Origin of the sequence: Kluyvera ascorbata, assembly GCF_023195735.1 — a bacterium.
In the GTDB taxonomy this organism is placed as follows: Bacteria; Pseudomonadota; Gammaproteobacteria; order Enterobacterales; family Enterobacteriaceae; genus Kluyvera; species Kluyvera ascorbata.
The window spans coordinates 3,550,360-3,577,249 of the sequence record NZ_CP096201.1 but is presented as its reverse complement, the minus strand read 5'-3'; the positions used below and the strand labels follow the sequence as shown (position 1 = coordinate 3,577,249).

Annotated in this window: 26 protein-coding genes and 7 tRNA genes; 3 read left to right on the top strand and 30 right to left on the bottom strand. The window is 54.7% G+C overall.

The genetic code is table 11. The features are described from left to right. Positions 1-90 precede the first annotated feature (90 nt). The 12 genes from ybeD to leuS all read right to left on the bottom strand — a co-directional run bounded on the left by ybeD (position 91) and on the right by leuS (position 12,506). Positions 91-354, bottom strand: coding sequence for a DUF493 family protein YbeD (gene ybeD, locus MY052_RS17120; protein WP_035894333.1), 264 nt, complete (start codon positions 352-354; stop codon positions 91-93). 106 nt (positions 355-460) lie between these two features. Then, complete coding sequence (dacA, locus tag MY052_RS17115; RefSeq protein ID WP_123650106.1) at positions 461-1,660, bottom strand: D-alanyl-D-alanine carboxypeptidase DacA; 1,200 nt, start codon at positions 1,658-1,660, stop codon at positions 461-463. 137 nt (positions 1,661-1,797) lie between these two features. After that, a complete protein-coding gene (rlpA, locus tag MY052_RS17110; RefSeq protein ID WP_248537466.1) occupies positions 1,798-2,916 on the bottom strand; it encodes an endolytic peptidoglycan transglycosylase RlpA in 1,119 nt (372 codons plus the stop codon). Positions 2,917-2,926: 10 nt separating this feature from the next. Continuing rightward, positions 2,927-4,039 carry a peptidoglycan glycosyltransferase MrdB gene (gene mrdB / locus MY052_RS17105; protein ID WP_202216243.1) on the bottom strand — a complete coding sequence of 371 codons (1,113 nt, stop codon included), beginning with the start codon at positions 4,037-4,039 and terminating at the stop codon, positions 2,927-2,929. 2 nt (positions 4,040-4,041) lie between these two features. Continuing rightward, entirely contained in the window at positions 4,042-5,943 is a 1,902-nt protein-coding gene (gene mrdA, locus MY052_RS17100; protein WP_035894328.1) for a peptidoglycan DD-transpeptidase MrdA, read from the bottom strand. A 26-nt stretch (positions 5,944-5,969) separates the two neighbouring features. Next, positions 5,970-6,437: a 23S rRNA (pseudouridine(1915)-N(3))-methyltransferase RlmH gene (rlmH, locus tag MY052_RS17095; RefSeq protein WP_035894327.1), complete on the bottom strand. Its 468-nt coding sequence runs from the start codon at positions 6,435-6,437 to the stop codon at positions 5,970-5,972. A 3-nt stretch (positions 6,438-6,440) separates the two neighbouring features. Next, positions 6,441-6,758, bottom strand: coding sequence for a ribosome silencing factor (rsfS, locus tag MY052_RS17090; RefSeq protein ID WP_035894326.1), 318 nt, complete (start codon positions 6,756-6,758; stop codon positions 6,441-6,443). Between the two features lie 260 nt (positions 6,759-7,018). After that, on the bottom strand, positions 7,019-7,630 hold the full coding sequence (locus tag MY052_RS17085) for an adenosylcobalamin/alpha-ribazole phosphatase (protein ID WP_248537465.1): 612 nt from the start codon (positions 7,628-7,630) through the stop codon (positions 7,019-7,021). 23 nt (positions 7,631-7,653) lie between these two features. Beyond that, positions 7,654-8,313 (bottom strand): nicotinate-nucleotide adenylyltransferase, encoded by a 660-nt coding sequence (gene nadD, locus MY052_RS17080; RefSeq protein ID WP_147281546.1) that lies wholly within the window; start codon positions 8,311-8,313, stop codon positions 7,654-7,656. Then, positions 8,306-9,337 carry a DNA polymerase III subunit delta gene (holA, locus tag MY052_RS17075; protein WP_248537464.1) on the bottom strand — a complete coding sequence of 344 codons (1,032 nt, stop codon included), beginning with the start codon at positions 9,335-9,337 and terminating at the stop codon, positions 8,306-8,308. Before holA ends, nadD begins: the two co-directional genes overlap by 8 nt. Then, positions 9,337-9,909 (bottom strand): LPS assembly lipoprotein LptE, encoded by a 573-nt coding sequence (lptE, locus tag MY052_RS17070; RefSeq protein WP_248537463.1) that lies wholly within the window; start codon positions 9,907-9,909, stop codon positions 9,337-9,339. Before lptE ends, holA begins: the two co-directional genes overlap by 1 nt. A gap of 14 nt (positions 9,910-9,923) precedes the next feature. Next, a complete protein-coding gene (gene leuS, locus MY052_RS17065) occupies positions 9,924-12,506 on the bottom strand; it encodes a leucine--tRNA ligase (protein WP_115074590.1) in 2,583 nt (860 codons plus the stop codon). Between the two features lie 225 nt (positions 12,507-12,731). On the opposite strand from leuS, the gene MY052_RS17060 reads away from it, so the two are divergent. Continuing rightward, positions 12,732-13,214: a zinc ribbon-containing protein gene (locus tag MY052_RS17060; RefSeq protein WP_035894318.1), complete on the top strand. Its 483-nt coding sequence runs from the start codon at positions 12,732-12,734 to the stop codon at positions 13,212-13,214. 56 nt (positions 13,215-13,270) lie between these two features. Here the strand turns inward: MY052_RS17060 and rihA are convergent, their stop codons facing one another. The 10 genes from rihA to miaB form a co-directional block, all read right to left on the bottom strand. Next, positions 13,271-14,206 (bottom strand): pyrimidine-specific ribonucleoside hydrolase RihA, encoded by a 936-nt coding sequence (gene rihA / locus MY052_RS17055; RefSeq protein WP_202216238.1) that lies wholly within the window; start codon positions 14,204-14,206, stop codon positions 13,271-13,273. A gap of 141 nt (positions 14,207-14,347) precedes the next feature. Beyond that, a complete protein-coding gene (gene gltL, locus MY052_RS17050; RefSeq protein WP_248537462.1) occupies positions 14,348-15,073 on the bottom strand; it encodes an amino acid ABC transporter ATP-binding protein in 726 nt (241 codons plus the stop codon). After that, positions 15,073-15,747 (bottom strand): glutamate/aspartate ABC transporter permease GltK, encoded by a 675-nt coding sequence (gltK, locus tag MY052_RS17045; RefSeq protein ID WP_035894315.1) that lies wholly within the window; start codon positions 15,745-15,747, stop codon positions 15,073-15,075. The genes gltL and gltK overlap by 1 nt, the downstream gene beginning before the upstream one ends. Beyond that, the gene (locus MY052_RS17040) at positions 15,747-16,487 is read right to left on the bottom strand and encodes an amino acid ABC transporter permease (RefSeq protein ID WP_035894314.1); all 741 of its coding nucleotides are present in this window, start codon (positions 16,485-16,487) and stop codon (positions 15,747-15,749) included. The genes gltK and MY052_RS17040 overlap by 1 nt, the downstream gene beginning before the upstream one ends. 166 nt (positions 16,488-16,653) lie before the next feature. Continuing rightward, positions 16,654-17,574, bottom strand: a complete 921-nt coding sequence (locus MY052_RS17035) for an amino acid ABC transporter substrate-binding protein (protein WP_035894313.1) — start codon at positions 17,572-17,574, stop codon at positions 16,654-16,656. 426 nt (positions 17,575-18,000) lie between these two features. Continuing rightward, on the bottom strand, positions 18,001-19,539 hold the full coding sequence (lnt, locus tag MY052_RS17030; protein ID WP_248537461.1) for an apolipoprotein N-acyltransferase: 1,539 nt from the start codon (positions 19,537-19,539) through the stop codon (positions 18,001-18,003). Between the two features lie 5 nt (positions 19,540-19,544). Further along, on the bottom strand, positions 19,545-20,423 hold the full coding sequence (corC, locus tag MY052_RS17025) for a CNNM family magnesium/cobalt transport protein CorC (RefSeq protein ID WP_035894346.1): 879 nt from the start codon (positions 20,421-20,423) through the stop codon (positions 19,545-19,547). A 121-nt stretch (positions 20,424-20,544) separates the two neighbouring features. Continuing rightward, entirely contained in the window at positions 20,545-21,012 is a 468-nt protein-coding gene (gene ybeY, locus MY052_RS17020) for an rRNA maturation RNase YbeY (RefSeq protein ID WP_248537460.1), read from the bottom strand. After that, positions 21,009-22,055 carry a PhoH family protein gene (locus MY052_RS17015; RefSeq protein WP_035894310.1) on the bottom strand — a complete coding sequence of 349 codons (1,047 nt, stop codon included), beginning with the start codon at positions 22,053-22,055 and terminating at the stop codon, positions 21,009-21,011. The genes ybeY and MY052_RS17015 overlap by 4 nt, the downstream gene beginning before the upstream one ends. Before the next feature lie 153 nt (positions 22,056-22,208). Then, on the bottom strand, positions 22,209-23,633 hold the full coding sequence (miaB, locus tag MY052_RS17010) for a tRNA (N6-isopentenyl adenosine(37)-C2)-methylthiotransferase MiaB (protein WP_035894308.1): 1,425 nt from the start codon (positions 23,631-23,633) through the stop codon (positions 22,209-22,211). 149 nt (positions 23,634-23,782) lie between these two features. Between miaB and ubiF the strand changes: the two genes are divergently transcribed. After that, positions 23,783-24,958, top strand: a complete 1,176-nt coding sequence (gene ubiF / locus MY052_RS17005) for a 3-demethoxyubiquinol 3-hydroxylase (RefSeq protein WP_248538957.1) — start codon at positions 23,783-23,785, stop codon at positions 24,956-24,958. 112 nt (positions 24,959-25,070) lie between these two features. Here ubiF and MY052_RS17000 read toward each other — a convergent pair. The 8 genes from MY052_RS17000 to MY052_RS16965 form a co-directional block, all read right to left on the bottom strand. Next, positions 25,071-25,145: transfer RNA gene (locus MY052_RS17000), tRNA-Gln, on the bottom strand. Positions 25,146-25,182: 37 nt separating this feature from the next. Further along, positions 25,183-25,257: transfer RNA gene (locus MY052_RS16995), tRNA-Gln, on the bottom strand. Positions 25,258-25,301: 44 nt separating this feature from the next. Then, positions 25,302-25,378: transfer RNA gene (locus tag MY052_RS16990), tRNA-Met, on the bottom strand. A 20-nt stretch (positions 25,379-25,398) separates the two neighbouring features. After that, positions 25,399-25,473, bottom strand: a tRNA-Gln gene (locus MY052_RS16985). Between the two features lie 37 nt (positions 25,474-25,510). Then, positions 25,511-25,585 (bottom strand) — tRNA-Gln (locus MY052_RS16980). Positions 25,586-25,608: 23 nt separating this feature from the next. Further along, positions 25,609-25,693: transfer RNA gene (locus MY052_RS16975), tRNA-Leu, on the bottom strand. Positions 25,694-25,702: 9 nt separating this feature from the next. Continuing rightward, positions 25,703-25,779, bottom strand: a tRNA-Met gene (locus MY052_RS16970). Positions 25,780-25,979: 200 nt separating this feature from the next. Then, positions 25,980-26,345: a hypothetical protein gene (locus MY052_RS16965; protein WP_202216233.1), complete on the bottom strand. Its 366-nt coding sequence runs from the start codon at positions 26,343-26,345 to the stop codon at positions 25,980-25,982. A gap of 206 nt (positions 26,346-26,551) precedes the next feature. Here MY052_RS16965 and MY052_RS16960 point away from each other — a divergent pair, with 206 nt between their 5' ends. After that, on the top strand, positions 26,552-26,878 hold the full coding sequence (locus tag MY052_RS16960) for an HMA2 domain-containing protein (RefSeq protein WP_072011359.1): 327 nt from the start codon (positions 26,552-26,554) through the stop codon (positions 26,876-26,878). Positions 26,879-26,890: the final 12 nt, after the last annotated feature.

The following is a 26,890-nucleotide window of genomic DNA, read 5'->3' as shown; positions in this document are numbered from 1 at the left end:
TCCGCAGAGAGGGGAAATGATGGTTGCAGAGTATATCACAGGGAGAAGGGGGGAGGCGTTACCCGGCTGTGCCGGGTAACGGTGATGCGATTACAGCACCATACGGACGATTTCGATATTGCCCAGCTCTTCGTACAGCGTCTCTACCTGCTCAATGTGAGTGGCATTGATGGTAATGGACACCGAGTGGTAATTGCCTTTGCTGCTCGGTTTTATCTGCGGAGAGTAGTCACCTGGCGCATGGCGCTGTACCACTTCAACCACCAGGTCAACCAGCTCAGGTTTCGCCAGACCCATTACTTTGTAAGTAAATGGTGTAGGGAATTCAAGCAGTTCGTTCAGTTTGGTTTTCATGTCAGCTCCAGTGTTGAAAAAGAACAACTCCCGCCAAATGTGCGGGAGTTGTTTTTACTATGCATAGTATATGGGGATGGAAATCACACTTTCAAGTGGGTGATTTTTAACCAAACCAGTGGTGGAACATTAATTTAATGTAATCAATGATCTTACCGAAGAAGTTGCCTTCGGGAATTTCCTGCAGAACCACCAGAGGACGCTGATCGATGGTTTTGCCATCCAACTGGAAGTTAATAGTCCCCACAACCTGATTTTTCTGCAGTGGCGCATGCAGCTCGCTGGTGGTCAGCACGTAGCTGGCCTTCAGGTCTTTCATGCGGCCACGTGGAATGGTCAGATAAACGTCTTTATCGACGCCCAGGGAGGCGCGATCGGTGTCACCAAACCAGGCTGGCTCAGAAGCAAACTCTTTACCCGCTTTAATTGGGTTCACGGTTTCGAAGAAACGGAAGCCCCAGGTCAGCAGTTTTTTACTTTCGGTTTCACGGCCTTTGTAGGTACGACCGCCCATCACGGCAGAGACCAGACGCATCTGACCTTCGGTTGCGGAAGCGACCAGGTTGTAGCCTGCTTTATCGGTGTGGCCGGTTTTGATGCCGTCCACGTTCAGGCTGTTATCCCACAGCAGACCGTTACGGTTGAGCTGACGGATACCGTTAAAGGTGAACTCTTTTTCTTTATAGATAGTGTATTCGTTCGGTACGTCACGGATTAGCGCCTGGCCAATCATCGCCATGTCGCGTGCGGAACTGTACTGACCATCAGCGTCCAGGCCGTGAACGGTCTGGAAGTGCGTGTTCTGCAGGCCCAGCGCGGTGACGTAGCTGTTCATCAAGCCAACGAAAGCATCCTGGCTACCGGCCACGTAGTCGGCCATTGCGACGCACGCATCGTTACCGGACTGCAGGTTAATACCACGGATAAGCTGAGATACAGGAACCTGCATGCCAGGCTTCAGGAACATCAGGGAAGAGCCTTTGAATACCGGGTTGCCGGTCGCCCAGGCATCGTTGCCGATGGTGACTAAATCTGACTCTTTAAATTTACCTGCTTTCATTGCCTGGCCGATGACGTAGCTGGTCATCATTTTGGTCAGGCTCGCCGGGTCGCGACGGCTGTCAGCATTCTGCTCAGCCAGAACTTTACCGGAGTTGTAATCAATAAGAATGTAGGATTCCGCGTCAATCTGCGGAACGCCTGGGATCATGGTTTTGATGTTCAGGTCATCGGCGTGGGCAGCGGAAGACAGTGCTGCGACGGAGAGCGCCGGAATGAGTAAGCGAGCGAAAAAAGAGGTCTTCATGGTCAAAACAACGACATCCGTGATGGAGTTAAAAAGTGCCTTACTATAGCAAATGCCCCACAGACAGGCATCCGACATCGTATATGAGTTTGTTAACGACTTTTACATATACGAAGATTCGGATACCTCTGAGCGTTCTAGTTGGCGTGAGTAATAAACGATTGCAGCTGCGCTTCGCTCTGCAAACGCTGTTGTATTGTGCTGGCCGCGCTTTTGCTGCCGAACGGGCCGAGCTGAATACGCCAGACCGCGCCGTTTTGCGTGACGCGGCCCGGGACGGAAAACTGCTGACTTAAGCGCTGTTGATACTGCTGTGCACGCGTCTGATCGCTAACGGCACCCACCTGAACGACGTAATCGCCGGTGGCCGCGGCCGGGGCGGCAACGGCTGCGGCCGCTGGGGCGCTAACCGGAGCGGTGCTTGCTGGCGCACTCACCGGTGCTGCCGTCGCGGCAGGGGCGGGTGTTGGAGCCGGAGCCGGCTCTTCCAGCACGCCGCTATTTAATGGCGTTGGAGCGCCAAGGAAGCCGCCGCTTTTCACCGGTGCGCCTTCGCCGTTGTCGGCGGAGGTCAGGGTATCGTTGCTGATCGCGCGAACGTCACCCTGTGGCGCGCTGGCCTGCGGGGCGGAAGAGGCGCTGCCCATCCCGCCACTGAGGTCCGGGCGGCTCGGCAGGGCGTAGGTCTGTTTCGCTACGGTGGTACAGGCCATGCCTGGACCGGAAAGTGAACCATCCTGAGCCACAATAATCGGGTCGATACGGACCTTGGTATTGTTGGAGGTGTTCAGGCGATCTGCCGCTGCGCGAGAAAGAGAGATCACACGATCGTTGCCATAAGGGCCGCGATCGTTAATGCGTACCACGATCATTCGACCGTTGGCCAGGTTGGTGATACGCGCGTAGCTTGGGATAGGCAACGTCGGGTGCGCCGCCGTCAACTGTGTCGGGTCAAAAGCTTCACCGGAGGCGGTCAGGTTGCTGCCCGGTTCGGCATCATAAATGGCGGCGAGACCGGCCTGGCTGAAGTTTGATGGGTCCTGAACGATTTTGTATTTCTTACCGTCACGTTCATAGTCCTGATTTGCGGTTGCATTCAGGGTCTCAAAGTGCGGATCGGCCCCGCTGATTTCTACCGACGGGCCGTTACATACCGCAGGTTGTGGTGCAGAGACGGTTTTTTGCTGAACATCATCGCTCGAACAAGCCGCCAGCAGCCCTGCCGCTATGCAGATCCCAAGCCATTGCTTACGCATTGAGCACCCCTTAGACGCTTTTTGACAACATTTTTCTGTGGGTGTGTATCGACATGACGATACCAAACCCGGCCATTAGTACGATTAGGGCCGAGCCCCCGTAGCTGACCAGCGGTAGCGGTACGCCAACCACCGGTAAGATGCCACTTACCATACCAATATTTACGAAGACATAAACGAATAAAATCAACATTAAACCGCCGGCCATCACGCGGCCGAAGGACGTTTGCGCCTGAGCGGCAATCCACAGTCCGCGCATAATCAGCAGGACGTAGAGCGCCAGAAGGATAAGAATGCCGATAAGCCCCAGCTCTTCTGAAAGCACCGCGAAGATAAAGTCGGTGTGGCGTTCCGGTAGAAACTCGAGCTGTGACTGGGTACCGTGCAGCCAGCCTTTCCCGCGCAGGCCGCCGGAGCCAATGGCGATTTTAGATTGAATAATGTGGTAACCCGCGCCCAGCGGGTCTGATTCTGGGTCCATGAGCATCATGACGCGCTGACGTTGATAGTCGTGCATCAGGAAGAACCACAATATCGGGATAAAGGCAGCGACCAGCAGAACGGCAATCAGAATTAAACGCCAGCTTAAGCCTGCCAGGAACAGTACGAACAGGCCAGAGAGTGCGATCAGAATCGAGGTCCCGAGGTCAGGCTGCGCGGCAACCAACAGGGTTGGCAGGAAAATCAGTACCAGCGCAATCCCAGTGTTTTTCAACGTCGGTGGGCAGACATCGCGGTTGATAAAACGCGCCACCATCAGTGGTACCGCGATTTTGGCAATTTCTGACGGCTGGAAGCGGACGACACCCAGATCCAGCCAGCGCTGCGCGCCTTTAGAGATTGCGCCAAAGGCGTCCACCGCCACGAGCAGGATAATACAGAAGATATAGAGCCACGGAGCCCAGCCTTCGTATACGCGCGGCGGGATTTGCGCCATCACGATCATGATGACGATGCCCATCGCAATCTGGCCGATTTTTCGCTCCATCATACCCATATCCTGGCCGCTGGCGCTCCAGATAACCAGAGCACTGTAGGTCAGCAGCGCCAGCAGAATGAGCAGCATGGCGGGATCGAGGTGGATTTTATCCCAAATGGATTTTTTGTTCGGATTATCCGTCATGTTTATTGGTCCTCCGATGCGGCGGCCGCTGGGTTCTCAGCCGGTAAATCGGTGTTGTTATCGCCCAACATAATGTGGTCGAGAATTTGACGCATAATGGTACCAACTGCCGGACCCGCACCGCCGTTTTCTAAAATAATAGCGACCGCCACCTGCGGGTCGTTATACGGTGCGAACGCGGTCATTAATTTATGGTCACGCAAACGCTCTGCAATACGATGGGCGTTGTACGTTTCGTTTGCCTTCAGGCCGAAGACCTGCGCGGTACCTGACTTGGCGGCAATTTTGTACGGTGCGCTGGCGAAATATTTATGCGCGGTACCGTTGCCACGGTTGGCAACGCCAAACATCCCGTCTTTGGCAATTTCCCAGTAGCCGGAGTGAATATCGCCAATAGGAGGCTCCGGCGGCTGTATCCATGGGACTTTTTTACCATTTTCTACCGTGCTGGACAGCAGATGAGGCGTTTTGGTAATGCCGTCGTTAATCAGGATCATCAGCGCTTTACTCATCTGGATAGGCGTCGCCGTCCAGTAACCCTGACCGATCCCCACCGGAATGGTATCGCCCTGATACCACGGTTTTTTAAAGCGTTTCAGCTTCCATTCGCGCGTCGGCATGTTACCGGAACGCTCTTCCGCAAGGTCGATGCCGGTGTAATCACCGTAACCAAACTTGCTCATCCACTCGGACAGACGGTCAATACCCATATCATAGGCGACCTGATAGAAGAAGGTATCCGCGGACTCCTCCAACGCTTTGGTGACGTTCAGGTGGCCGTGGCCCCATTTTTTCCAGTCGCGATAGCGTTTTTCTGAGCCCGGAAGCTGCCACCACCCTGGGTCAAACAGGCTGGTATTGCGGTTAATCACGCCTGCGCTCATGGCGGAGACGGCCACATACGGTTTCACCGTTGAAGCTGGTGGGTAAACCCCCTGCGTCGCACGGTTAACCAGCGGTGTGTTCGGATCGTTTAACAGGCCGCTGTAGTCTTTACTGGAAATGCCATCAACGAACAGGTTTGGATCGTAGCTTGGCATAGAGACCAGCGCCAGAATGCTGCCGTTGCGTGGGTCTGTGACTACGACGGCGGCGCGGCTACCGGCGAGCAGCGTTTCGATATACTGCTGGAGCTTCAGATCAAGCGTCAGGTAGATATCGTGCCCGGCCTGCGGCGGGACTTCTTTGAGCTGGCGGATCACGCGGCCACGGTTGTTAACCTCAACTTCTTCATAGCCGGTCTGCCCGTGCAGCATGTCTTCGTAATAACGTTCGATACCGAGTTTGCCGATATCGTGGGTCGCCGCATAGTTGGCGAGCTTGCCGTCTTTATCCAGGCGGTCAACGTCTTTATCGTTAATTTTGGAGACGTAGCCGATGACGTGGGTCAGGGCGGAACCATACGGATAGAAGCGGCGCTTGTAGCCCTTAACCTCAACGCCCGGGAAACGGTACTGGTTGACGGCAAAGCGCGCCACCTGCACTTCGGTGAGGTTAGTTTTCAGCGGGATGGAGGTAAAGCGGTGTGAACGTGCACGCTCTTTTTTAAAGGCGGCAATATCATCATCGGAAAGGTCAACGACGCTGCGCAGGCCATCAATGGTCTCCTGCACGCTGTCGACTTTTTCCGGCATGATTTCCAGCTGGTAGATGGTGCGGTTAAGCGCCAGCGGCGTCCCGTTGCGATCGTAAATAATGCCGCGGCTTGGTGCGATGGGCACCAGCTTGATGCGGTTTTCGTTAGAACGCGTCTGGTAGTCGGTAAAACGAACGATCTGCAAATTGTAGAGGTTGGCAATCAGCACGCCGGTAAGCAGCAAAATTCCCAAAAAAGCGACCACCGCCCGGCGCACAAAAAGCGCGGACTCTGCCGTATAGTCGCGAAAAGAATTCTGTAGTTTCATTCGCTGCTTAATCTACCTAGGTCTCATTATTCGCGGTGGTAAGGGTGGTTGGTGGTAATACTCCACGCCCGGTACAAACTTTCGGCAACCAGCACGCGCACAAGCGGGTGTGGGAGCGTCAGCGTGGAGAGCGACCAACTTTGCTCTGCTGCGGCTTTGCATGCCGGGGAAAGGCCTTCAGGGCCGCCGATAAGCAGGCTGACGTCACGACCGTCACCTTTCCAGCGTTCCAGCTCGCGGGCAAGCTGTGGCGTATCCCAGGGTTTGCCTGGAATATCCAGCGTGACGATGCGGTTTTTTCCTGCGGCGGCGAGCATTAACTCGCCCTCTTTATCCAGAATACGTTTGATGTCCGCGTTTTTACCGCGCTTGCCGGCAGGAATTTCCACCAGTTCGAACGGCATATCTTTCGGAAAACGACGAAGGTATTCGGTAAACCCGGTTTGTACCCAATCCGGCATTTTGGTGCCGACGGCGACCAACTGCAGCTTCACAACTTAACCCCAGAGTTTTTCCAGTTCATACAGGCGACGGCTGTCTTCCTGCATGACGTGGACAATGACATCGCCTAAATCAACAACAATCCAGTCACCGGTATTTTCGCCTTCAACGCCCATCGGCAGCAAACCGGCGGCGCGGGATTCCTGGACCACATGATCGGCAATGGACATTACATGGCGGCTAGAGGTGCCAGTACAGATAACCATGCAATCAGTGATGCTGGATTTACCTTTAACATCAATGGAGATGATGTCCTGACCTTTCAAATCATCAATTTTGTCGACAACAAAATCCTGGAGTGCTTTACCCTGCAAGTGTTCCCCCTGGGGTGTGAAGATAAACAATATTAAACAGCCTGACAGTATACCCGAACTGAAAACATTATCGGGACAAAAAATCACCGAACGGGCGTTCTGGCGGGCTATCATCCCATCCCTTTACGCCGATTGCATCGCCATTTTTGTAAAACAATTTCTGTCCACAAGTGCAGGAGGGGGATGATTCTGGCTGCGGAGAATAACAGCCTGGCAATTGGTGTCAATGGGTGGACGGACGTCTGGTGAAGAAATCCGTTTTATTCCGCTTCAGGTAGCCAGATTGCTCTACTATTGAGCACCCGGAGGGTGACGAATTCCGCTGAAAAATCAATAACGCTCCACGCGCCGTGGTCGATGCGGAAATGCCACATTCCGGCCATCGGCATGCCGAGCAACAGCGCTGTCAGCAGGCTAAGTACGCCCTGGTGACTGACGATAAGTAGATTCTCATCCTGGTAGTGAGCGAGCTCGGCGGTAAATGCCGAGATGCGATGAGAAAAATCGGGAAAGCTTTCGCCGTTGGTCGGCGAGGCATGCTGCCAGTCGGCGCACCAGGCGGCGTAGTTTTCTTTATCTTCAACCTGAAGGTCGCGGTGATGACGCATCTCCCAGTCGCCGAAAAACATTTCGTTAAGCAGCGGGTGTGGCGTGACGGGAATGTGACGATCGCCTAACAGTAGACGCGCCGTATGCTGGGTGCGCTCCAGTTCGCTGCACAGCACGCGGTCGAAGGGAACGTGATGCAGCATCTCACCGAGACGTTCAGCCTGCTTCATGCCTTTAGTGGTTAGCGGAGTAGGGGTATGGCCGCTGTATAGACCTGCTACGTTGGCCTCGGTTTCACCGTGGCGTACCAGCCAGATTTTCATCGTGCTTCCCCTTTAGCCTGGCGCTAGGCGCCGTGGTGATAGAGCCCCTGATTCATGATGTAAGAGAGTACGGCCTCTGGCATCATCTCCTCGCAGGACTCGCCGCGCTCTAAGCGTTCGCGAATCAAGGTGGCGGAGACGTCAAACCACGGCGTTTCCGCGAGGTAAATTTTCCCGGCTGGCTGATTATGCAGGTCTTCGATATTGCTGGTGAGGTGGCGGTCGAGCCACTGCTGGTGTTCTTCCTGCTTCATGGTCAACGGATAGCCAGGTCGACGAGTCACCAGTAGGTGAGCATTGTCGAGGATCGTTTCGTAACGCTCCCAGCTTGGGAAGGTAAGCAGTGAGTCCTGGCCGATGATAAAGGCGAGTGGTTGCTCTGGACCTTGCTCCTGTCGCCATTCCAGCAGCGTATCAGCCGTCCAGGACGGCGTATCACGGCGCAGTTCGCGTTCATCAAGAACGAACAGCGGTTTGTCGGCAATGGCCAGTTCGACCATAAACTTGCGCTGTTCGCTGGTGGCTTCCGGCTGCGGGCGGTGCGGCGGCACGTTGTTGGGCATAATAATGACCCGAGACAGACCAATCAGGTTGGCCAGAATCTCTACCGGCTTAAGGTGACCGTAGTGAATGGGATCGAAGGTCCCGCCAAAAAGCGCCTGTAGTTTTGCCATATCATCCATCGATAAAAACGTCGGCCAGTGCTTTATGACAAAGCAGTAGCGACAAACTTTCCAGTTCAGCCCAGATCGACTGACCGTAATCTTGCTTAAGCGTAAGCTCCGCGTGGCTTAACAGCGTGACGGCTTGACGAAGCTGCGGTGCGCTAAGGCGGTTGAGCGCATCGCCCACCATGCCACGACGGTTTTGCCAGACCCGATGCTTATCAAACAGCGAACGCAGCGGCGTATGTGCACTCTGACGTTTCAAGGTCACCAGCAGCAGCAGTTCACGTTGTACGGTACGCAGCAGAATCACCGGCTCGCTGCCTTCTAATCGTAGCTGTTGCAGGATATGCAACGCGCGTTTGCTTTTACCGGCTAACAGGGCGTCGACCCAGTGGAAGGGGGTAAAGTGCGCGGCATCGTTAACGGCCTGTTCCACGCGAGGCAGCGTCAGCTTACCGTCCGGCCACAGTAGTGACAGCCGTTCCAGCGCCTGCGATAGCGCCAGCAGGTTACCTTCATAGCAGTAACACAGCAGTTGGCTGGCAGGTTCATCAAGCTGGAGGTTGTTCTGTTTTGCGCGGTTGGCAAGCCAGCGCGGCAGGTTCGCCGGTTCCGGCGTCTGACAGCTAATCTGTACGGCACGGGTGGCCAGTGCGGTAAGCCAGGCGGCGTTTTCCTGCGCTTTGGTCAGCTTGTTGCCGCGAACGATCAGCAGAAGATCGTCATGCAGCAGGCCGACCAGCGTAGCGAGCTGCTCGTTAATGGCAGCATTGGGGCCGTTTTCAGGCAGCAGCAGCAGCAGCGTCTGACGGCTGGCGAACAGGCTGATCGACTGGCACAGGGAAAAGAGCTCATGCCAGTCGGTACTGGCATCAAGCGTAAAGGTATGATGCTCAATAAAGCCTTCGCTTACGGCGGCGTGCCGTATAGCGTCCTGGCTTTCCTGAAGGAAAAGGGGGTCATTACCGAGCAGGAGATACGCCGCACGCAGCCCTTCGGAGAGCTGCGCGCGGAGTTGTTCTGGGTACAACCGAATCATCAGTTACCCAGAGTGGTGGAGACACGAGAGCTAGCGGCAGGCTTGTTTGCCTGATTCGCCGCACTCTCTTTGACATCAGCAGCGTGTACGCTTGGCAGCTTACGAATGAGCTGCTCCGCTGCTCTTTGGTACATTTCTTTTACGATCATGTCCTGCTCGTTGTCTTTCGCCAGCGCTTTTTGCGGGTTGTCGAAGAACGAACGGAATACTTTGGTGTTGATCGGGAAAATATCCTGACCTGGGATCAGCACCGTAGCGTTGACCGTCATCACCATCTGGTACTCAGCAGTTTGACCATTCTGGAAGACGGAAGCGGTATCCTTCTGGATGCTGGATGAGCCAAGACGCAGAGACGGCACGTCCTGACGCGTCGTGCTCTGATCAAGTACGGTAATACCGCTCGCTCTCAGCTGATCGCGGACCGCGCGGCTCAGAGGGCCGTTAGGATCGCTGGACTGAAGAATCAATGTTTTCATATCGTCCGGTACCTGCGTAGTACTACGCAGATGCCAGCCGCATCCGGCGGTGATCAGCACCGCCAAAGATAACAACAATGTTGTCAGGTATCGCACGCTTCCTCCCGCGCTTAGCCAACGACCAGGTTAAGCAGCTTGCCCGGTACGTAAATCACTTTACGTACGGTTACGCCCTCAAGGTATTTTGCAACCAGGTGTTCCTGGCCTGCACGTTCACGCACTTGTTCTTCGGTCGCATCCACCGCAACGGTGATTTTACCGCGAACTTTACCGTTGACCTGAACGACGACCAGCGTGGTGTTTTCGACCATCGCTTTTTCGTCGGCTACCGGCCACGGTGCGTTATCGATATCGCCTTCACCGCCCAGTTCTTGCCACAACGTGAAGCAAACGTGAGGGGTGAACGGGTTGAGCATACGCACGACGGCCAGCATCGCTTCCTGAATCAGAGCGCGGTCCTGTTCGCCTTCCTGCGGTGCTTTCGCCAGTTTGTTCATCAGCTCCATAATCGCCGCGATGGCGGTGTTGAAGGTCTGACGACGACCGATATCATCGGTAACTTTAGCAATAGTTTTATGAACGTCACGGCGCAGAGCCTGTTGATCTTCGCTCAATGCATCAGTATTCAAGGCTGCAACCGGGCCACGTGCGGTGTGTTCGTAAACCAGTTTCCAGACGCGTTTCAGGAAGCGGTTAGCCCCTTCTACGCCGGATTCCTGCCATTCCAGGGTCATATCCGCTGGGGAAGCAAACATCATGAACAGACGCACGGTGTCCGCGCCGTAGCGCTCAACCATGACCTGTGGGTCGATACCGTTGTTTTTGGACTTGGACATTTTGCTCATGCCGGTATACACCAGCTCATGGCCTGCCGCGTCCTTCGCTTTTACGATACGACCTTTTTCGTCACGCTCAACGATAGCGTCAACCGGGGAAACCCAGTTACGTTCGCCGTTGACGCCCACGTAGTAGAAGGCATCCGCCAGCACCATGCCCTGACACAGCAGCTGCTTAGCCGGTTCATCAGAGTTCACCAGGCCTGCATCACGCATCAGTTTGTGGAAGAAGCGGAAGTAGAGCAGGTGCATGATGGCGTGTTCGATACCACCGATGTAGATATCAACCGGCAGCCAGTAGTTTGCCGCTTTAGAATCCAGCATGCCTTCCTGATACTGCGGGCAGGTGTAACGCGCGTAGTACCATGACGATTCCATAAAGGTATCGAAGGTGTCGGTTTCACGCAGTGCAGGCATACCGTTAACGGTGGTTTTTGCCCACTCTGGATCGGCTTTGATCGGGCTGGTAATGCCGTCCATGACGACATCTTCCGGCAGAATAACTGGCAGCTGATCTTCTGGAGTTGGCAGCACGGTGCCGTCTTCCAACGTTACCATTGGGATTGGTGCACCCCAGTAGCGCTGACGGGATACGCCCCAGTCGCGCAGACGATAGTTAACTTTACGTTCGCCAACGCCCATTGCGGCCAGTTTGTCCGCAATCGCATTGAAGCCGTCTTCATAGCTCAGGCCGTCGAATTCGCCGGAGTTAAACAGAGTGCCTTTTTCAGTCAGCGCCTGCTCGGAGAGATCGGGCTGGCTGCCGTCGGCTGCAAGGATAACCGGTTTAATATTCAGACCGTATTTGCTGGCAAATTCGTAGTCGCGCTGATCGTGGCCAGGAACCGCCATCACTGCGCCAGTACCGTACTCCATCAGCACGAAGTTTGCAGCCCAGACTGGAATGGCTTCGCCAGTCAGTGGGTGAATTGCTTTAAAGCCGGTGTCGACGCCTTTTTTCTCCATGGTCGCCATGTCGGCTTCAGCCACTTTGGTGTTGCGGCATTCATCGATAAAAGCAGCCAGGGCTGGGTTGTTCGCAGCAGCCTGCTGTGCCAGCGGGTGGCCCGCAGCAACGGCCAGGTAGGTGCAACCCATGAAGGTATCTGGACGAGTGGTGTAAACGGTCAGCTTGTCGGCGTAGTCGTTAACGTCAAAGGAGATCTCAACCCCTTCGGAACGGCCAATCCAGTTACGCTGCATCGTTTTCACGGTGTCAGGCCAGTGATCCAGATTGTCCAGATCGCTCAGCAGTTCGTCGGCGTAAGCGGTGATTTTGATAAACCACTGCGGGATCTCTTTACGCTCAACTTTGGTATCGCAGCGCCAGCAGCAGCCGTCGATAACCTGTTCGTTCGCCAGTACGGTCTGGTCATTCGGGCACCAGTTCACCGCAGAGGTCTTCTTGTACACCAGGCCTTTTTTGTACAGCTCGGTGAAGAACTTCTGCTCCCAGCGATAGTATTCCGGGGTGCAGGTAGCCAGCTCGCGGCTCCAGTCATAGCCGAAGCCCAGCATTTTGAGCTGGTTTTTCATGTACGCGATGTTGTCGTAGGTCCACGGCGCAGGCGCGGTATTGTTTTTTACCGCGGCGCCTTCAGCTGGCAGGCCGAACGCATCCCAGCCGATTGGCTGCAGAACGTTTTTACCCAGCATGCGCTGATAGCGAGCAATCACATCGCCGATGGTGTAGTTACGGACGTGGCCCATGTGTAGTCGACCAGAAGGATAGGGTAGCATCGACAGGCAGTAATACTTCTCTTTGCTCTCGTCTTCAGTAACTTCAAATGTGCGCTTCTCATCCCAGTGAAGCTGGACTTTCGATTCTATCTCTTCCGGGCGGTATTGCTCTTGCATGGCAGCCAGTGATCCTATTTTCAATACAGCTACAAATGTAGCCAATAGACGTGGTATTTCAGATCCGCATAGCATAGCCCAAACGTTCACGTCAAAACAGCCTTTCGCACATTATGGCGGCGAAAAGCTCTGGGTGACTTTTATCAACTCTGTGGCAAAGCTGGCAAAGCATAAAGTAAATAACGGCTATTATTAGAAGAGGTTAACTGGCTGGGAGAGGAAACAATGAACAAGGTTGCTCAAATTTACCGTGAATTGGTTGGTTCGCTAACTGAACGTCTGCGCAATGGTGAACGTGACATCGATGCGCTGGTCGCACAGGCGCGGGCGAAGGTCGCACAAACCAGCGAGTTAACGCGCACTGAAATTGATGAACTGCTGCGCGCCGTGCGTCGTGACCTCGAAGAGTTTGCGATGAGCTACAGCGAAAGCCAGGAAGAGGATTCCGACAGCGTGTTTTTGCGGGTGATTAAGGAGAGTCTCTGGCAGGAGCTGGTGGATATTACCGATAAAACGCAGCTGGAGTGGCGTGAGGTTTTCCAGGACTTGAACCATCACGGGGTGTATCACAGCGGGGAAGTGGTGGGGCTGGGCAATCTGGTGTGTGAGAAGTGTCACTATCATCTGGCGGTGTATACGCCGGACGTGCTGCCGCGCTGCCCGAAGTGCGGGCATGACCAGTTCCAGCGTCGGCCGTTCGAGCCGTAATTGGCATTCCCGGCGGCGCTTCGCCGGCCTACAAGCGAAGCGCCGCCGGGGCAGGTTCAACGGTAAAACGCTAACCGCTCCGCCAACAGGTCAACAAACGCCTCACGGTCAACATCTACCATGACCGTCGCATTCGGTTTGTTCCCCGTCAGGAAGTAATAATCCACCACGGTCATCCCTTGGGTATATTTCCCCTGGGTCTCTACGCCGACCCAGCGCTCAACGGTGGTGAAAATCTCCGGCTTCAGCAGCCAGGCGATGGTGCACGGGTCATGCAGTGGCGCACCGACAAAGCCCCATTTTTCGTCTTTGTGGTATTCCATAAAGAAGTCGAGCAGCTCGGCAACAATGGTTGAAACCGGGTTGCCAATGGCGCGAAAACGCTCGGTATCGGCGGCGTGGATCTGCGCTTTATGGGTCACATCAAGTCCAGCCATGACAACCGGAATACCTGACTGGAAGACGATTTCTGCCGCTTCTGGGTCAACGAAGATATTGAACTCGGCGGCTGGCGTCCAGTTACCCAGGCTCATTGCGCCGCCCATAATAACGATGCGGGCGATTTTCGCGTGCAGCTCAGGATGGCTGTTTAGCAGCAAGGCCACGTTGGTTTGCGGGCCGGTAGAGACAATAGTCACCGGCTGCGGGCTTTCACGCAGGGTTTTGGTCATCAGCTCAACGGCGGTGCACGGCTGTGGCGCGAACGAAGGTTCCGGCAGCGCCGGGCCATCAAGCCCGCTTTCTCCGTGCACGTTATCGGCAATAATCAGCTCGCGCATCAGCGGCTTCACCGCGCCGCCAGCGACAGGGATATCTGGGCGATTCAGCAGCGTCAGCATGCGCAGTACGTTATGCAGCGTTTTGTCAGGCGTCTGGTTCCCGGCGGAAGAGGTGATGGCTTTCACCTCCAGTTCAGGTGAGGCAAGAGCGAGAACAATGGCGATCGCATCGTCATGACCCGGGTCGCAATCGAGAATAATCGGCTGTGCCATAGCGGTTCCTTTTCAGCATTATTTTGTGACAAGGGTAAAGCTTGAATGGAGAAGGGACGAGAATCGAGACGTCAAAGCGTGACGCATAGCGCAAAAGGGTAGCCCGGCGTCGCTTCGCTCGGCTGGGCTACGTCTGGAGAGTTAGTGCAGGATTTTGGCGAGGAAGTCTTTCGCGCGGTCAGATTTCGGGTTGGCGAAGAAGGCCTCTTTGTCAGCATCTTCAACAATCTTGCCTTCATCCATAAAGATGACGCGGTTGGCCACTTTGCGGGCAAAGCCCATTTCGTGGGTCACCACCATCATGGTCATCCCTTCGTTCGCCAGTTCCACCATGACGTCCAGTACTTCGTTGATCATTTCAGGATCGAGCGCCGATGTCGGTTCGTCAAACAACATCGCCACCGGATCCATGCACAGAGCGCGGGCGATCGCCACACGCTGCTGCTGGCCGCCGGAGAGCTGTGCCGGGAACTTGTTGGCATGCGCGGAAAGCCCTACGCGCTCAAGCAGCTTTAAGCCTTTGTCGCGGGCTGCGGCTTTATCGCGCTTCAGCACTTTCACCTGCGCCAGCGTCAGGTTCTCGATAATAGACAGGTGCGGGAACAGTTCGAAGTGCTGGAACACCATGCCAACGTGAGAACGCAGCTTTGCGAGGTCGGTTTTTTTGTCGTTAACCTTGGTGCCGTTCACCAGGATTTCGCCCTGCTGTACCGGTTCCAGGCCGTTAACGGTTTTAATCAGCGTGGACTTGCCGGAGCCGGACGGCCCACATACCACCACCACTTCACCTTTTTTCACTTCCGTGGAGCAATCGGTCAGCACCTGAAAGTGACCATACCATTTAGAGACGTTTTTCAGGGTAATCATTATACGGTCCTTTTCTTCAAGTAGCTGACCAGCAGCGAGGCGCTAAGGCTAATCACAAAATAGACAAAACCAGCAAACAGGATCATTTCCACCTGAGTCCCGTCACGCTCACCAATCGTGGAAGCGGTACGGAAGAAGTCCGCAAGGCTCAGGACGTATACCAGCGAGGTATCCTGGAACAGGACAATCCCCTGGGTTAACAGCAGCGGTACCATGGCGCGGAAGGCCTGCGGCAGAATGATGAGCTTCATTGACTGCCAGTGGGTCATCCCCAGCGCCAGCGCGGCGCTGGACTGCCCGCGCGAAATGCTCTGAATACCTGCTCGGATTATCTCGGAGTAGTAGGCGGCTTCAAACATCGAGAACGCCACCATCGCGGAGATCAGGCGGATATCGCTTTTCGGCGACAGCCCGAGCACGTTTTGCAGGAAGCCCGGCACAATCAGGTAGAACCACAGCAGCACCATCACCAGCGGCACGGAGCGGAAAACGTTGACGTAGGCTTTGGCAAACCAGGCAACGGGTTTAAACGTCGACAGACGCATCACCGCCAGCAGCGTACCCCAGACGATACCGATGATAATCGCCGTGACGGTAATTTTGAGGGTGATAACCAGACCTGCCAGCAGGTAAGGCATCGACGGAACAATCGAACTCCAGTCAAAATCGTACATTATTTACCTCCCAGATTGCCTGGCAGGCGGATTTTGCGTTCCACCAGCGCCATCACCAGCATAATCACGGCGTTAATGAAGACGTAGGCGAGGGTGATCGCCGTAAAAGATTCCCAGGCGTGCGCGGAGTAGTCCAGCAGCTTGCCCGCCTGCGCGGCCATGTCCACCAGACCAATCGTGGACGCGATGGCCGAGTTCTTCACCAGGTTCATCATCTCGGAAGTCATCGGCGGCACAATCACGCGATAGGCGTTCGGCAGCAGCACGTAGCGGTAGGTTTGCGGCAGGGTCAGGCCCATCGCAAGACCGGCGTTCTTCTGCCCACGCGGCAGCGACTGAATGGCGGCACGCACCTGCTCGCAGACGCGGGCGGCGGTAAACAGACCCAGACAGATCATCGAAGAGAGGAAGAACTGAATGTTCGGATCCAGCTCCGACTTAAACCACATGCCGAGGTTTTCCGGCAGCAATTCCGGCACCACAAGGTACCAGGTAAAGAACTGCACGATCAGCGGAACGTTACGGAACAGCTCAACGTAGCAGGTGCCGAGTGAGGATAAAAAGCGGTTAGGAACGGTACGCAGAATACCGAACAGTGAGCCGACGAGGAAAGCAATAATCCAGGCGGTAATCGAGAGTGCGACGGTGACCTGGAAACCGCTCCAGAGCCAGCCGAGATAGGTGGTGTTGCCGAATGGGGCCTGTTGTAAAAAGATTCCCCAGTTCCAGTCTATTGACATAATGAACTCCAGAAAAAAAAGGGTAGCAGTACGACCTGCTACCCTCGAAGATTGTTGAACAGCGTTTTGCGGTATTCAGGCCAGGTGGGGAACGACCACCTGACGTATAGTCTGTCCGTGCTGAACCACAATCGAGAGGGCAGATTTATCCGCCCCATTTTTTTAATTAGTTAAGTGCTTTGTCGTTTGGCGTTTTGAACAGCGCTTTCATCTCTTCTGACAGCTCAAAGTTCATGTTCAGGTTTTTCGGTGGAATTGGGTTTTTGAACCACTTATCAAACCATTTCGCCGCTTCGCCTGAAGTCTGCGCCTGAGCGATGGTGTCATCCATCAGCTTTTTGAAGTCCGGGTCATTCTTACGCAGCATACAGCCGTAAGCTTCCTGAGACTGCGGCTTGCCGACGATCTCCCAGTTGTCTGGTTTCTTGGCTTTCGCACGTTCACCCGCCAGCAGGGCATCATCCATCATAAACGCCACCGCGCGGCCGCTTTCCAGCGTACGGAAGGAGTCGCCGTGGTCTTTGGCGCTGATGATGCGCATATTCATTTTTTGCTCGTCGTTCAGCTTGTGCAGCAGAATTTCAGAGGTGGTACCGGAGGTCACAACAACGGCTTTGTCTTTCAGATCCGGGAAGTCTTTAATCGGGCCGCCTTTTTTCACCAGCAAACGCGTACCGACGACGAAGATGGTGTCGGAAAACGCAGCCTGTTTCTGGCGCTCAACGTTGTTGGTGGTGGAACCACACTCAAAGTCGAAGGTGCCGTTTTGCAGCAGTGGAATACGGTTTTGAGAAGTGATTGGAATCAGCTTCACGTCCAGTTTCGGGTTGTTGAGCTTTTTCTTGATAGCGTCAACGATGGCGTTGGAGTAGTCCTGAGAGTAACCGACCACTTTCTGCTGGTTGTCGTAGTAGGAGAACGGCACAGATGATTCACGGTGGCCTACGACGATAACGCCGTTTTTAGCAATTTTATCCAGCGTCGATTGCTGCGCGGCATCGGCGGCAGGCTGTGCGTCTTCTGCATGCGCCAGGCCAGCGGTCACACCCATGACCAGCATGGCGGCGGCCAGTTTACGTAATTGCATATCCAACTCCTTTATCCTCTGCATCCGCAAAGATGCATTGATACCCATTGTGATTGTTGTGTTGTTTTCGCTGCGTCTTTAGCGTGCAGCGTTATGTGTGTTTGTTAGCATTTAGTTTGGCTTAATGTAAAGATTTTGCTGCTTTATTGTTTATTTTTGCGAGGCGCCCCGCACCGTTTTGAGGCAAAAATCGCAGTTTGCACAATAATGGTGCCACCGATGTCGTGTTGTGGTGCAACCTGGTTGCGCCGATCGGGGATATGCAGCCTCTTGATTATATTAAGCAATTGGCGTGCCAGAATGGGAGTTTTGGAAGGAGAGGGAGCGCGTAGACCAGATAAGCGTAGCGCCATCAGGCGCAATACTGCACGGTTGCCGGATGGCGGCGTACCGCCTTATCCGGCCTACAGTCGATGGTGCACTATTTTATTTGCGACGCTGGCGCAGGCTCATGACTAGTGCGCCAAAACCGAACAGCGCGGTAATCAGCCATACCGTCCAGTCACCGGTTCGTGCATAAGGCGTTAAGCCGGTGGTTGGCGTCACTTTGGTGGTCAGAACCTGACGCGTAAACTGCGGGATCATCGCCTGAATTTCACCGCGTGGGCCGATTACGGCGGTAATACCGTTGTTGGTGCTGCGCAGCAACGGACGAGCCAGCTCCAGGGCGCGCATACGTGCCATCTGGAAGTGCTGCCACGGGCCGATGGACTTACCAAACCATGCGTCGTTAGAGATAGTCAGCAGGAAGTTGGTATCCGGGCGGAAGTTGTCGCGCACCTGCTGGCCGAGAATAATCTCGTAGCAGATTGCGGCAGTCAGCTTCAGGTTATGCGCCTGCAGTTGCGGCTGGACGTAAGGGCCACGGCTGAATGACGACATCGGCAGGTCAAAGAACGGCGCGAGTGGGCGCAGAATCGACTCCAGCGGCACAAACTCACCAAACGGTACCAGGTGGTTTTTGTTGTAGCGATTGGTCGACTCGTAGCTGTACGGGCTGTCTTTGCCCAGCGTGATGATGGTGTTGTAGGTGTCGTAGCGATTCTGCTTATTGAGGCGTGAGTCGACGATACCGGTAATCAGCGTGCTGTCTTTGGCGCGCAGTAAATCATCCATCATGCTCAGGAAGCGCTGTTGGTTGATTTCCAGGTCCGGGATAGCGGATTCAGGCCAGATAATCAGCTGCGACTTGCCCATCACCTGCTCGGTGGCATCGAGATAAATTTTCAGCGTATTCAGCAGCTCTTTTTCGTCCCACTTCATTGCCTGCGGAATATCGCCCTGCACCAGCGAAACCTGGGTGGTTTTATCGGTTTGCAGGGTATACCACTGGATATAGCGTAGCGGGAACGGCAGGGCGAAGAGAACGACGCCAACGACCAGCGGACGCCAGCTGCGGGTCACCAATGCCAGCACTAACAGGCCGCTTACGGCCATCAGCAGGAAGTTGATGGCCTCCACGCCCATCAGCGGTGCCAGCCCTTTCAGCGGGCCGTCAATCTGGCTGTAGCCAAACTGTAGCCACGGGAAACCGGTCAGCACCCAGCCGCGTAGATACTCGGTGATTTGCCAGACAACCGGCGCGGCAATGGCAACGCGAACCCAGTTGGTCTTCGGCCACAGGCGCGACAGAATGCCGGCAAACAGCCCTGTATACAGCGACAGGTATGCCGCGAGCAGCACCACGAGGAAGACGTTGACCGGGCCCGGCATACCGCCAAACTGCGCGATGCTGACGTATACCCAGTTAATGCCGGTACCAAACAGGCCAAAGCCCCAAAAATAACCAATGGCGGCGGCCTGCACGGGGCGACGGTTAAGCGTCAGCGCCTGCAGCCCAAACAGCGAAACAATCGCCGCAGGCCAGATGTCATAGGGAGAAAAAGCCAGCGTACCGCTGGCTCCGAAAAGTAGCGCCAGCAGCAGACGAATGCGCTGGCGTTCAAGCAGTGTGGCAAAGGCCATGAAGGTTATTCATCCAGTTTCGGTTGTGGGGAATCGTCCGGGATTTTAACGTGAACCTGAATAATACGACGGCTGTCCGCCATAGCGACCTTGAACTGGTAACCATCGATGTCGATGGTTTCACCACGGGCTGGCAGATGGCCAAAGGCCTGCATCACCAGACCGCCAATGGTGTCTACTTCGTCATCGCTGAAGTGGGTGCTGAACGCGTCGTTGAAGTCCTCAATTGAGGCCAGCGCCCGTACCGTCCAGGTGTGGCGGCTGAGCTGACGGAAGTCGATATCGTCCTCTTCGTCATACTCATCTTCAATTTCGCCGACAATCAGTTCGAGAATGTCTTCAATCGTCACCAGACCCGACACGCCGCCAAACTCATCGATAACGATGGCCATATGGTAGCGCTGGGAGCGGAACTCCTTCAGCATACGGTCAACCCGTTTGCTTTCTGGAACGACAACCGCGGTGCGTAACACTTTATCCATGCTGAAAGCTTCAGAGTCGCTGCGCATAAACGGCAGCAGGTCTTTAGCCATCAGAATCCCTTCGATGTGATCTTTATCCTCACTGATCACCGGGAAACGCGAGTGGGCGGACTCGATGATCACATCAAGACATTCGTCCAGGGTCTGGTTGCGTTTCAGGGTAATCATTTGGGAGCGCGGGATCATGATGTCGCGGACGCGTTGGTCTGCGATATCCATTACCCCTTCAAGCATATCGCGCGTATCTTCATCGATAAGCTCGTTCTGCCCGGAATCACGGATCAGCGCCAGGAGATCGTCACGGTTTTTGGGTTCACCGTGGAAAAGCTGGCTGAGTAAGAGGGAGAAGAATCCCTTTTTGCTGTTTACTGTGTCACTACTGTGTGAATTGTCGTCGCTCATGGCGTCGTTTGGGTTCTCATGTTGATTTAACTGTCGCTCGTCGCGCGTAAAGTCAGCGCCGGACGGCATGTATACTCGTGGTACTTCACGTCTATAAAAGGCAGGGCCGAAGCCCTACCGTTTATTCTTTCTCGGAAATGTACGGATCCTCATAGCCCAGAGCAAGCATTATCTCTGTCTCGAGGCTTTCCATCTCTTCCGCTTCTTCATCTTCAATATGGTCATAGCCCAGCAGATGCAGGCTACCGTGCACAACCATATGCGCCCAGTGAGCTTCCAGCGGCTTGCCTTGCTCAACGGCTTCTTGCTCAACCACCTGACGGCAGATGATCAAATCGCCCAGCAGCGGCATTTCCATTCCCGGTGGGGCTTCAAAGGGGAATGACAACACGTTAGTCGGTTTATCTTTACCGCGGTAGGTGAGGTTCAGTTCGTGGCTTTCCGCGTCATCCACCAGGCGAATCGTGACTTCTGATTCTTCCTGAAACTGCGGGATGACGGCATCCAGCCATGTCTGAAACTGACTTTCTTCTGGCAGACCGGTGTTGTTTTCACAGGCCAACTGGAGATCGAGGATCACCTGACTCATTTCTGCTCCTGCGCCTGAGCTTCGCGTTTACGTTCTGCGGCCAGCTCGGCTTTACGTTTTTGATCGGCTTCTTCCCACGCTTCATAAGCGTTAACGATGCGGGCAACCACCGGGTGGCGCACCACGTCTTCGCTGTGGAAGAAGTTAAAGCTAATTTCATCGACTTCAGCCAGCACTTCAATCGCGTGGCGCAGGCCGGATTTAGTGCTGCGCGGAAGGTCAATCTGGGTGACGTCACCGGTAATGACCGCCTTGGAGTTGAAGCCGATACGGGTCAGGAACATTTTCATCTGCTCGATGGTGGTGTTCTGGCTTTCATCGAGGATGATAAAGGCATCGTTCAGCGTACGCCCGCGCATGTAGGCCAGCGGTGCAACTTCGATGACGTTGCGCTCCATCAGCTTCTCAACTTTCTCGAAGCCGAGCATTTCGAACAGCGCGTCGTACAGCGGGCGCAGATACGGGTCTACTTTCTGGCTCAAATCACCCGGCAGGAAGCCGAGTTTTTCGCCCGCCTCAACCGCAGGGCGGGTCAGCAGAATACGGCGAATTTCCTGGCGCTCCAGCGCATCAACGGCAGCCGCAACGGCGAGGTAGGTTTTACCGGTACCCGCAGGGCCCACGCCGAAGGTGATGTCGTGGTCGAGAATGTGGGCGATATACTGCGCCTGGTTTGGCGTACGCGGTTTAATCACCCCGCGTTTGGTTTTGATATTGATGGCTTTGCCGTATTCAGGCACGCTCTCCGCGCTTTGTTCCAGCACGCGCGCTTCTTTAATCGCCAGGTGAATCTGTTCCGGCTCAATATCCTGAATCTGGCCGCGCATCGGCGCGGTATCAACGTACAGGCTGCGCAGAATGTCGGCAGCGGCGGTCACGCAGATGGCGCGTCCCGTCAGTTTGAAATGGTTATCGCGGCGGTTGATCTCGATGCCCAGTCGTCGCTCCAGCTGTTTGATATTGTCATCAAACGGGCCACACAGGCTCAGCAGACGGGCATTGTCGGCTGGCTCCAGGGTAATTTCGCGAGTGTCTATGTTCAAACTGTTCCTCTTATGCGTGAGTTGCCGGTAGTAAGACGTGACCGGCTGATAAAGGAATTATTCACGCCACAGTAAAAAGGCGCAAGCATTGCAATAAATATGGGGATAGCAGCAGGAAATACAAGGCCCGTCAGGGGAGACGGGCCTGGGAGATTAAGGCTGATAAATCCCGACGCCCGCGTCGCTCTCTTTACGCGTACGCGCAATCACTGACTCCGGTGATTCAACGATGCGCAGGCCCATCTCGTCCTCGGTGCGCACCAATTTGCCGCGTAGTGAGTTGGTGTAGACATCAACGATCTCCACATCGACGAATTTACCGACCATATCCGGCGTGCCTTCGAAGTTAACCACGCGGTTGTTCTCGGTGCGTCCGGTCAGCTCCATAATGCTCTTACGGGAGGTACCTTCCACCAGAATACGCTGCACGGTGCCCAGCATACGGCGGCTCCAGGCCATGGCCTGCTGGTTGATGCGCTCCTGCAAAATATAGAGGCGCTGTTTCTTCACCTCTTCTGGTACATCGTCGACCATATCGGCCGCTGGCGTACCTGGACGGGCGGAGAAGATAAAGCTAAAGCTGACGTCAAAGTTCACGTCGCCAATCAGCTTCATGGTCTGCTCGAAGTCCTGGTCGGTTTCGCCAGGGAAACCGACGATGAAGTCGGAGCTAATCTGAATATCCGGGCGCGCTTCGCGCAGCTTACGGATGATGGATTTGTATTCCAGCGCCGTATGGGTACGCCCCATCATGTTCAGCACGCGGTCAGCGCCGCTCTGAATCGGCAGATGCAGGAAGCTCACCAGCTCCGGCGTATCGCGATACACGTCGATAATGTCGTCGGTAAATTCGATTGGGTGGCTGGTGGTGAAACGGATACGGTCGATGCCGTCAATCGCCGCCACCAGACGCAGCAGCTCGGCAAAGCTGCCGGTAGTGCCGTCGTAGTTTTCACCGCGCCAGGCATTGACGTTCTGCCCCAGCAGGTTGACTTCACGTACGCCTTGGGCGGCCAGTTGGGCAATTTCAAACAGAATATCGTCGCACGGACGGCTGACTTCTTCACCGCGGGTATAAGGCACCACGCAGTAGGTGCAGTATTTGTTGCAGCCTTCCATGATCGAGACAAACGCGGTCGGGCCATCGGCGCGCGGCTCCGGCAGACGGTCAAATTTCTCAATTTCCGGGAAACTGACGTCAACCACCGGGCGGCGGTTATTACGTACGGCATCGATCATTTCTGGCAGACGGTGCAGAGTCTGTGGGCCAAAAACGATATCCACGTAGTGCGCGCGCTGGCGGATAAGTTTGCCTTCCTGTGAGGCGACGCAGCCGCCTACACCAATAATCAGCTTAGGATTTTTTGCTTTAAGTAATTTCCAGCGGCCTAAAAGGTGGAAGACTTTCTCCTGGGCTTTCTCACGGATTGAGCAGGTATTCAGCAGCAGGACGTCGGCTTCTGCTGCGTTTTCAGTCAGTTGATACCCATGAGTGGCATCCAGCAGATCGGCCATCTTTGATGAATCGTATTCGTTCATCTGACAGCCCCAGGTTTTAATATGGAGTTTTTTTGTCATCGACTTGCTCTTGCTCAATTATGAATAGCCCACATTGCAGGGCGCGTATTGTAATGCTTTGGTGCGGTTGTGACCAGCTTGACGGTTATTGGCCTCGGAGGGCGAAAGTCCGGTAAACTGAAGGTATTCGGCTTTAAGGATAATAAATGATGACAATTCTACACAAAGACGTTGCGGTGGTTGGCGGCGGGATGGTCGGTGGTGCGCTGGCGTTAGGGTTGGCGCAGCAGGGGTTTTCCGTGGCGGTGCTGGAGAAGAATCCGCCAGCGGACTTTGACCCGACCTCGCAGCCTGATGTTCGGATTTCAGCCATCAGCGCTTCGTCGGTGCAGTTGCTGCGTGACCTGGGCGTCTGGGATGCCGTACTGGCGATGCGTGCGCACCCCTGGCGCCGTCTGGAAACCTGGGAATGGCAAACGGCGCAAGTTGTTTTTGATGCCGCGGAGCTGAAGCTTCCGAACCTTGGCTATATGGTTGAGAACAACGTCCTGCAACTGGCGCTCTGGCAAGCGCTGGAGGCGCATCCGCAGGTCGCGCTATTGCACAGCGCATCGCTGCAGGATATGCAGGTCGAAGGCGATAGCCACATTTTACATCTGGATGACGATCGCAAGGTTGCTGCTCGTCTGGTGGTGGGGGCCGACGGTGCGCTTTCGCAGGTGCGTCAGCAGGCGGGAATTGGCACAAACGGCTGGCAGTATCCGCAGTCCTGCATGTTGATAACCGTACAGTGTGACAACGAACCCGGCGACAGCACCTGGCAGCAGTTTTCGCCAACCGGGCCGCGCGCTTTTCTGCCGTTGTTTGATAACTGGGCATCGCTGGTGTGGTATGACACACCGGCGCGGATTCGCCAGTTGCAATCGCTGCCGATGCCGCAGCTACAGCGAGAAATCGCGAGCCATTTTCCACAGCGTTTGGGAGCCGTTACGCCGGTGGCGGCCGGGGCGTTTCCATTAACCCGCCGTCATGCCCAGCAGTATGTACAGCCGGGGCTGGCGCTGGTTGGCGATGCTGCCCATACCATTCATCCGCTGGCGGGGCAGGGGGTAAACCTTGGCTATCGCGACGTTGACGCGCTGCTGGATGTGCTGGCGAATGCGCGCAGCATCGGCGAAAACTGGGCCAGCCTGACGGTGTTACAGCGTTATCAGGCGCGCCGTCGGGTAGATAATCTACTGATGCAGAGCGGGATGGATCTGTTCTACGCTGGGTTCAGTAACGATCTCGGCCCGCTGCGTGTATTACGTAATGTGGGATTAATGGCGGCGCAGCGCGCGGGCGTGTTGAAGCGTCAGGCGCTGAAGTACGCGCTGGGATTATAGTTCTCGGTTTGTCCCGGGCTACCTTATCAACGTAGCCTGGGCAAACTCAGTGACCCCGGGAATATAAAAGCACAAAAACAAAAAAAGCTCGCCGAAGCGAGCTTTTTGAAAATGGCTGGGGTACGAGGATTCGAACCTCGGAATGCTGGTATCAGAAACCAGAGCCTTACCGCTTGGCGATACCCCAACGGGTGCGTCCACAAAAGTGGACGACTTTTTGAAAATGGCTGGGGTACGAGGATTCGAACCTCGGAATGCTGGTATCAGAAACCAGAGCCTTACCGCTTGGCGATACCCCAACAATTTTTTTCGAATTTATCGATAACTCGATAGATTCTGAATTTGGTGGCTACGACGGGATTCGAACCTGTGACCCCATCATTATGAGTGATGTGCTCTAACCAACTGAGCTACGTAGCCGATACTAACATATTCTTCGATGGCTGGGGTACCTGGATTCGAACCAGGGAATGCCGGTATCAAAAACCGGTGCCTTACCGCTTGGCGATACCCCAATACCGTCGCGGCTATCCGCAAATATCGAAGAAAATATGGCTGGGGTACCTGGATTCGAACCAGGGAATGCCGGTATCAAAAACCGGTGCCTTACCGCTTGGCGATACCCCATCCGTGCAACGCTTATTGGTGAATGGTGCGGGAGGCGAGACTTGAACTCGCACACCTTGCGGCGCCAGAACCTAAATCTGGTGCGTCTACCAATTTCGCCACTCCCGCAAAAAAAGATGGTGGCTACGACGGGATTCGAACCTGTGACCCCATCATTATGAGTGATGTGCTCTAACCAACTGAGCTACGTAGCCATCTTTTTTTTCGCGTTACCTTATCGGCGTTGCGGGGCGCATTATGCGTATTGAGCCCAATACCGTCAACACCTTTTTCAATGAAATTCACCGGAATGTGACTGTTTGGTTGGGTTGTGAACAGCCTGGCGCATTATTCGGCAATTATTGGTTATTTCGCGTTAAATCATGCCATCAATACATCCGGATTCACTGCAAGGTTATCGCGTTAATACGCTAACAAGAGAAACCACCGGACCACCCACGGTACGCTTAAGCGCGCCGAAAGCCAGCGTTTTTAATAAATGACTGGCCCCTACGCGTAGGGTGTTCTCGATGTAGCTCTTATCTTTCTGGCTGCTAAGCCATTGCGCCTGTTCCAGCTCATTAAGCAGGGTTGAGGCAGAAATACGCGCGGGATCGAAGCTTACCGCCACGGAACCGGCATATAAGCGGTGAATCACCTCTTTAATACCGTCACGGGTGCGCAGTTGCTCAATCAACTTTTCAACCTCGTGCGGATGGCGCTGGATCCAGCTTGAGCGGATGCGGATGCGATTGGGGGTCTGGTGCAGGTAAGGAGTCATAGCCGCCTCATTTTTACTTATATAGTGGTAATGAGAGTAATTTATATTTGCATTCCGCCCGTGTCCAGCCTTCACCGCACGCAGCGCAAAAAAGAATCGGACGCTCCCTTTTGACGCATCGCAAGAGAAGGGCGATTAGTGCTATCTGGCGTTTTCTATCTGTGATTTCATTAATACCACCTATAAATATCAGGGTATTAAATGATATGCCTGCTGAATCCTTGGGCGACTTACTGACTTTGCGCCGCTTTGTTGAAGTGGCACACCATATCCCCGGGCGCTTACGCCTGCGGTTTTCCAACAAGCTTATAGCCAGCCTTAGCCAGGGGAAGCTCAAGCAGCTTGATGCTTATTGCTCTCCTGAAGGGTACCTCCGGCGTTATCAGATCAATAGCGATACCGGCTCTATCGTCCTTGAGTACGATGCAGCCGCGATTCGCCCGCACATCCTCAATCAGCTGTTTGGTCAGGATGGCGAGCAGGCCCAGCAGGCGCTGGAGCAACTGGCCGCCATTCTTAGCCCCTCTCACTAAATGAAAAAGGAC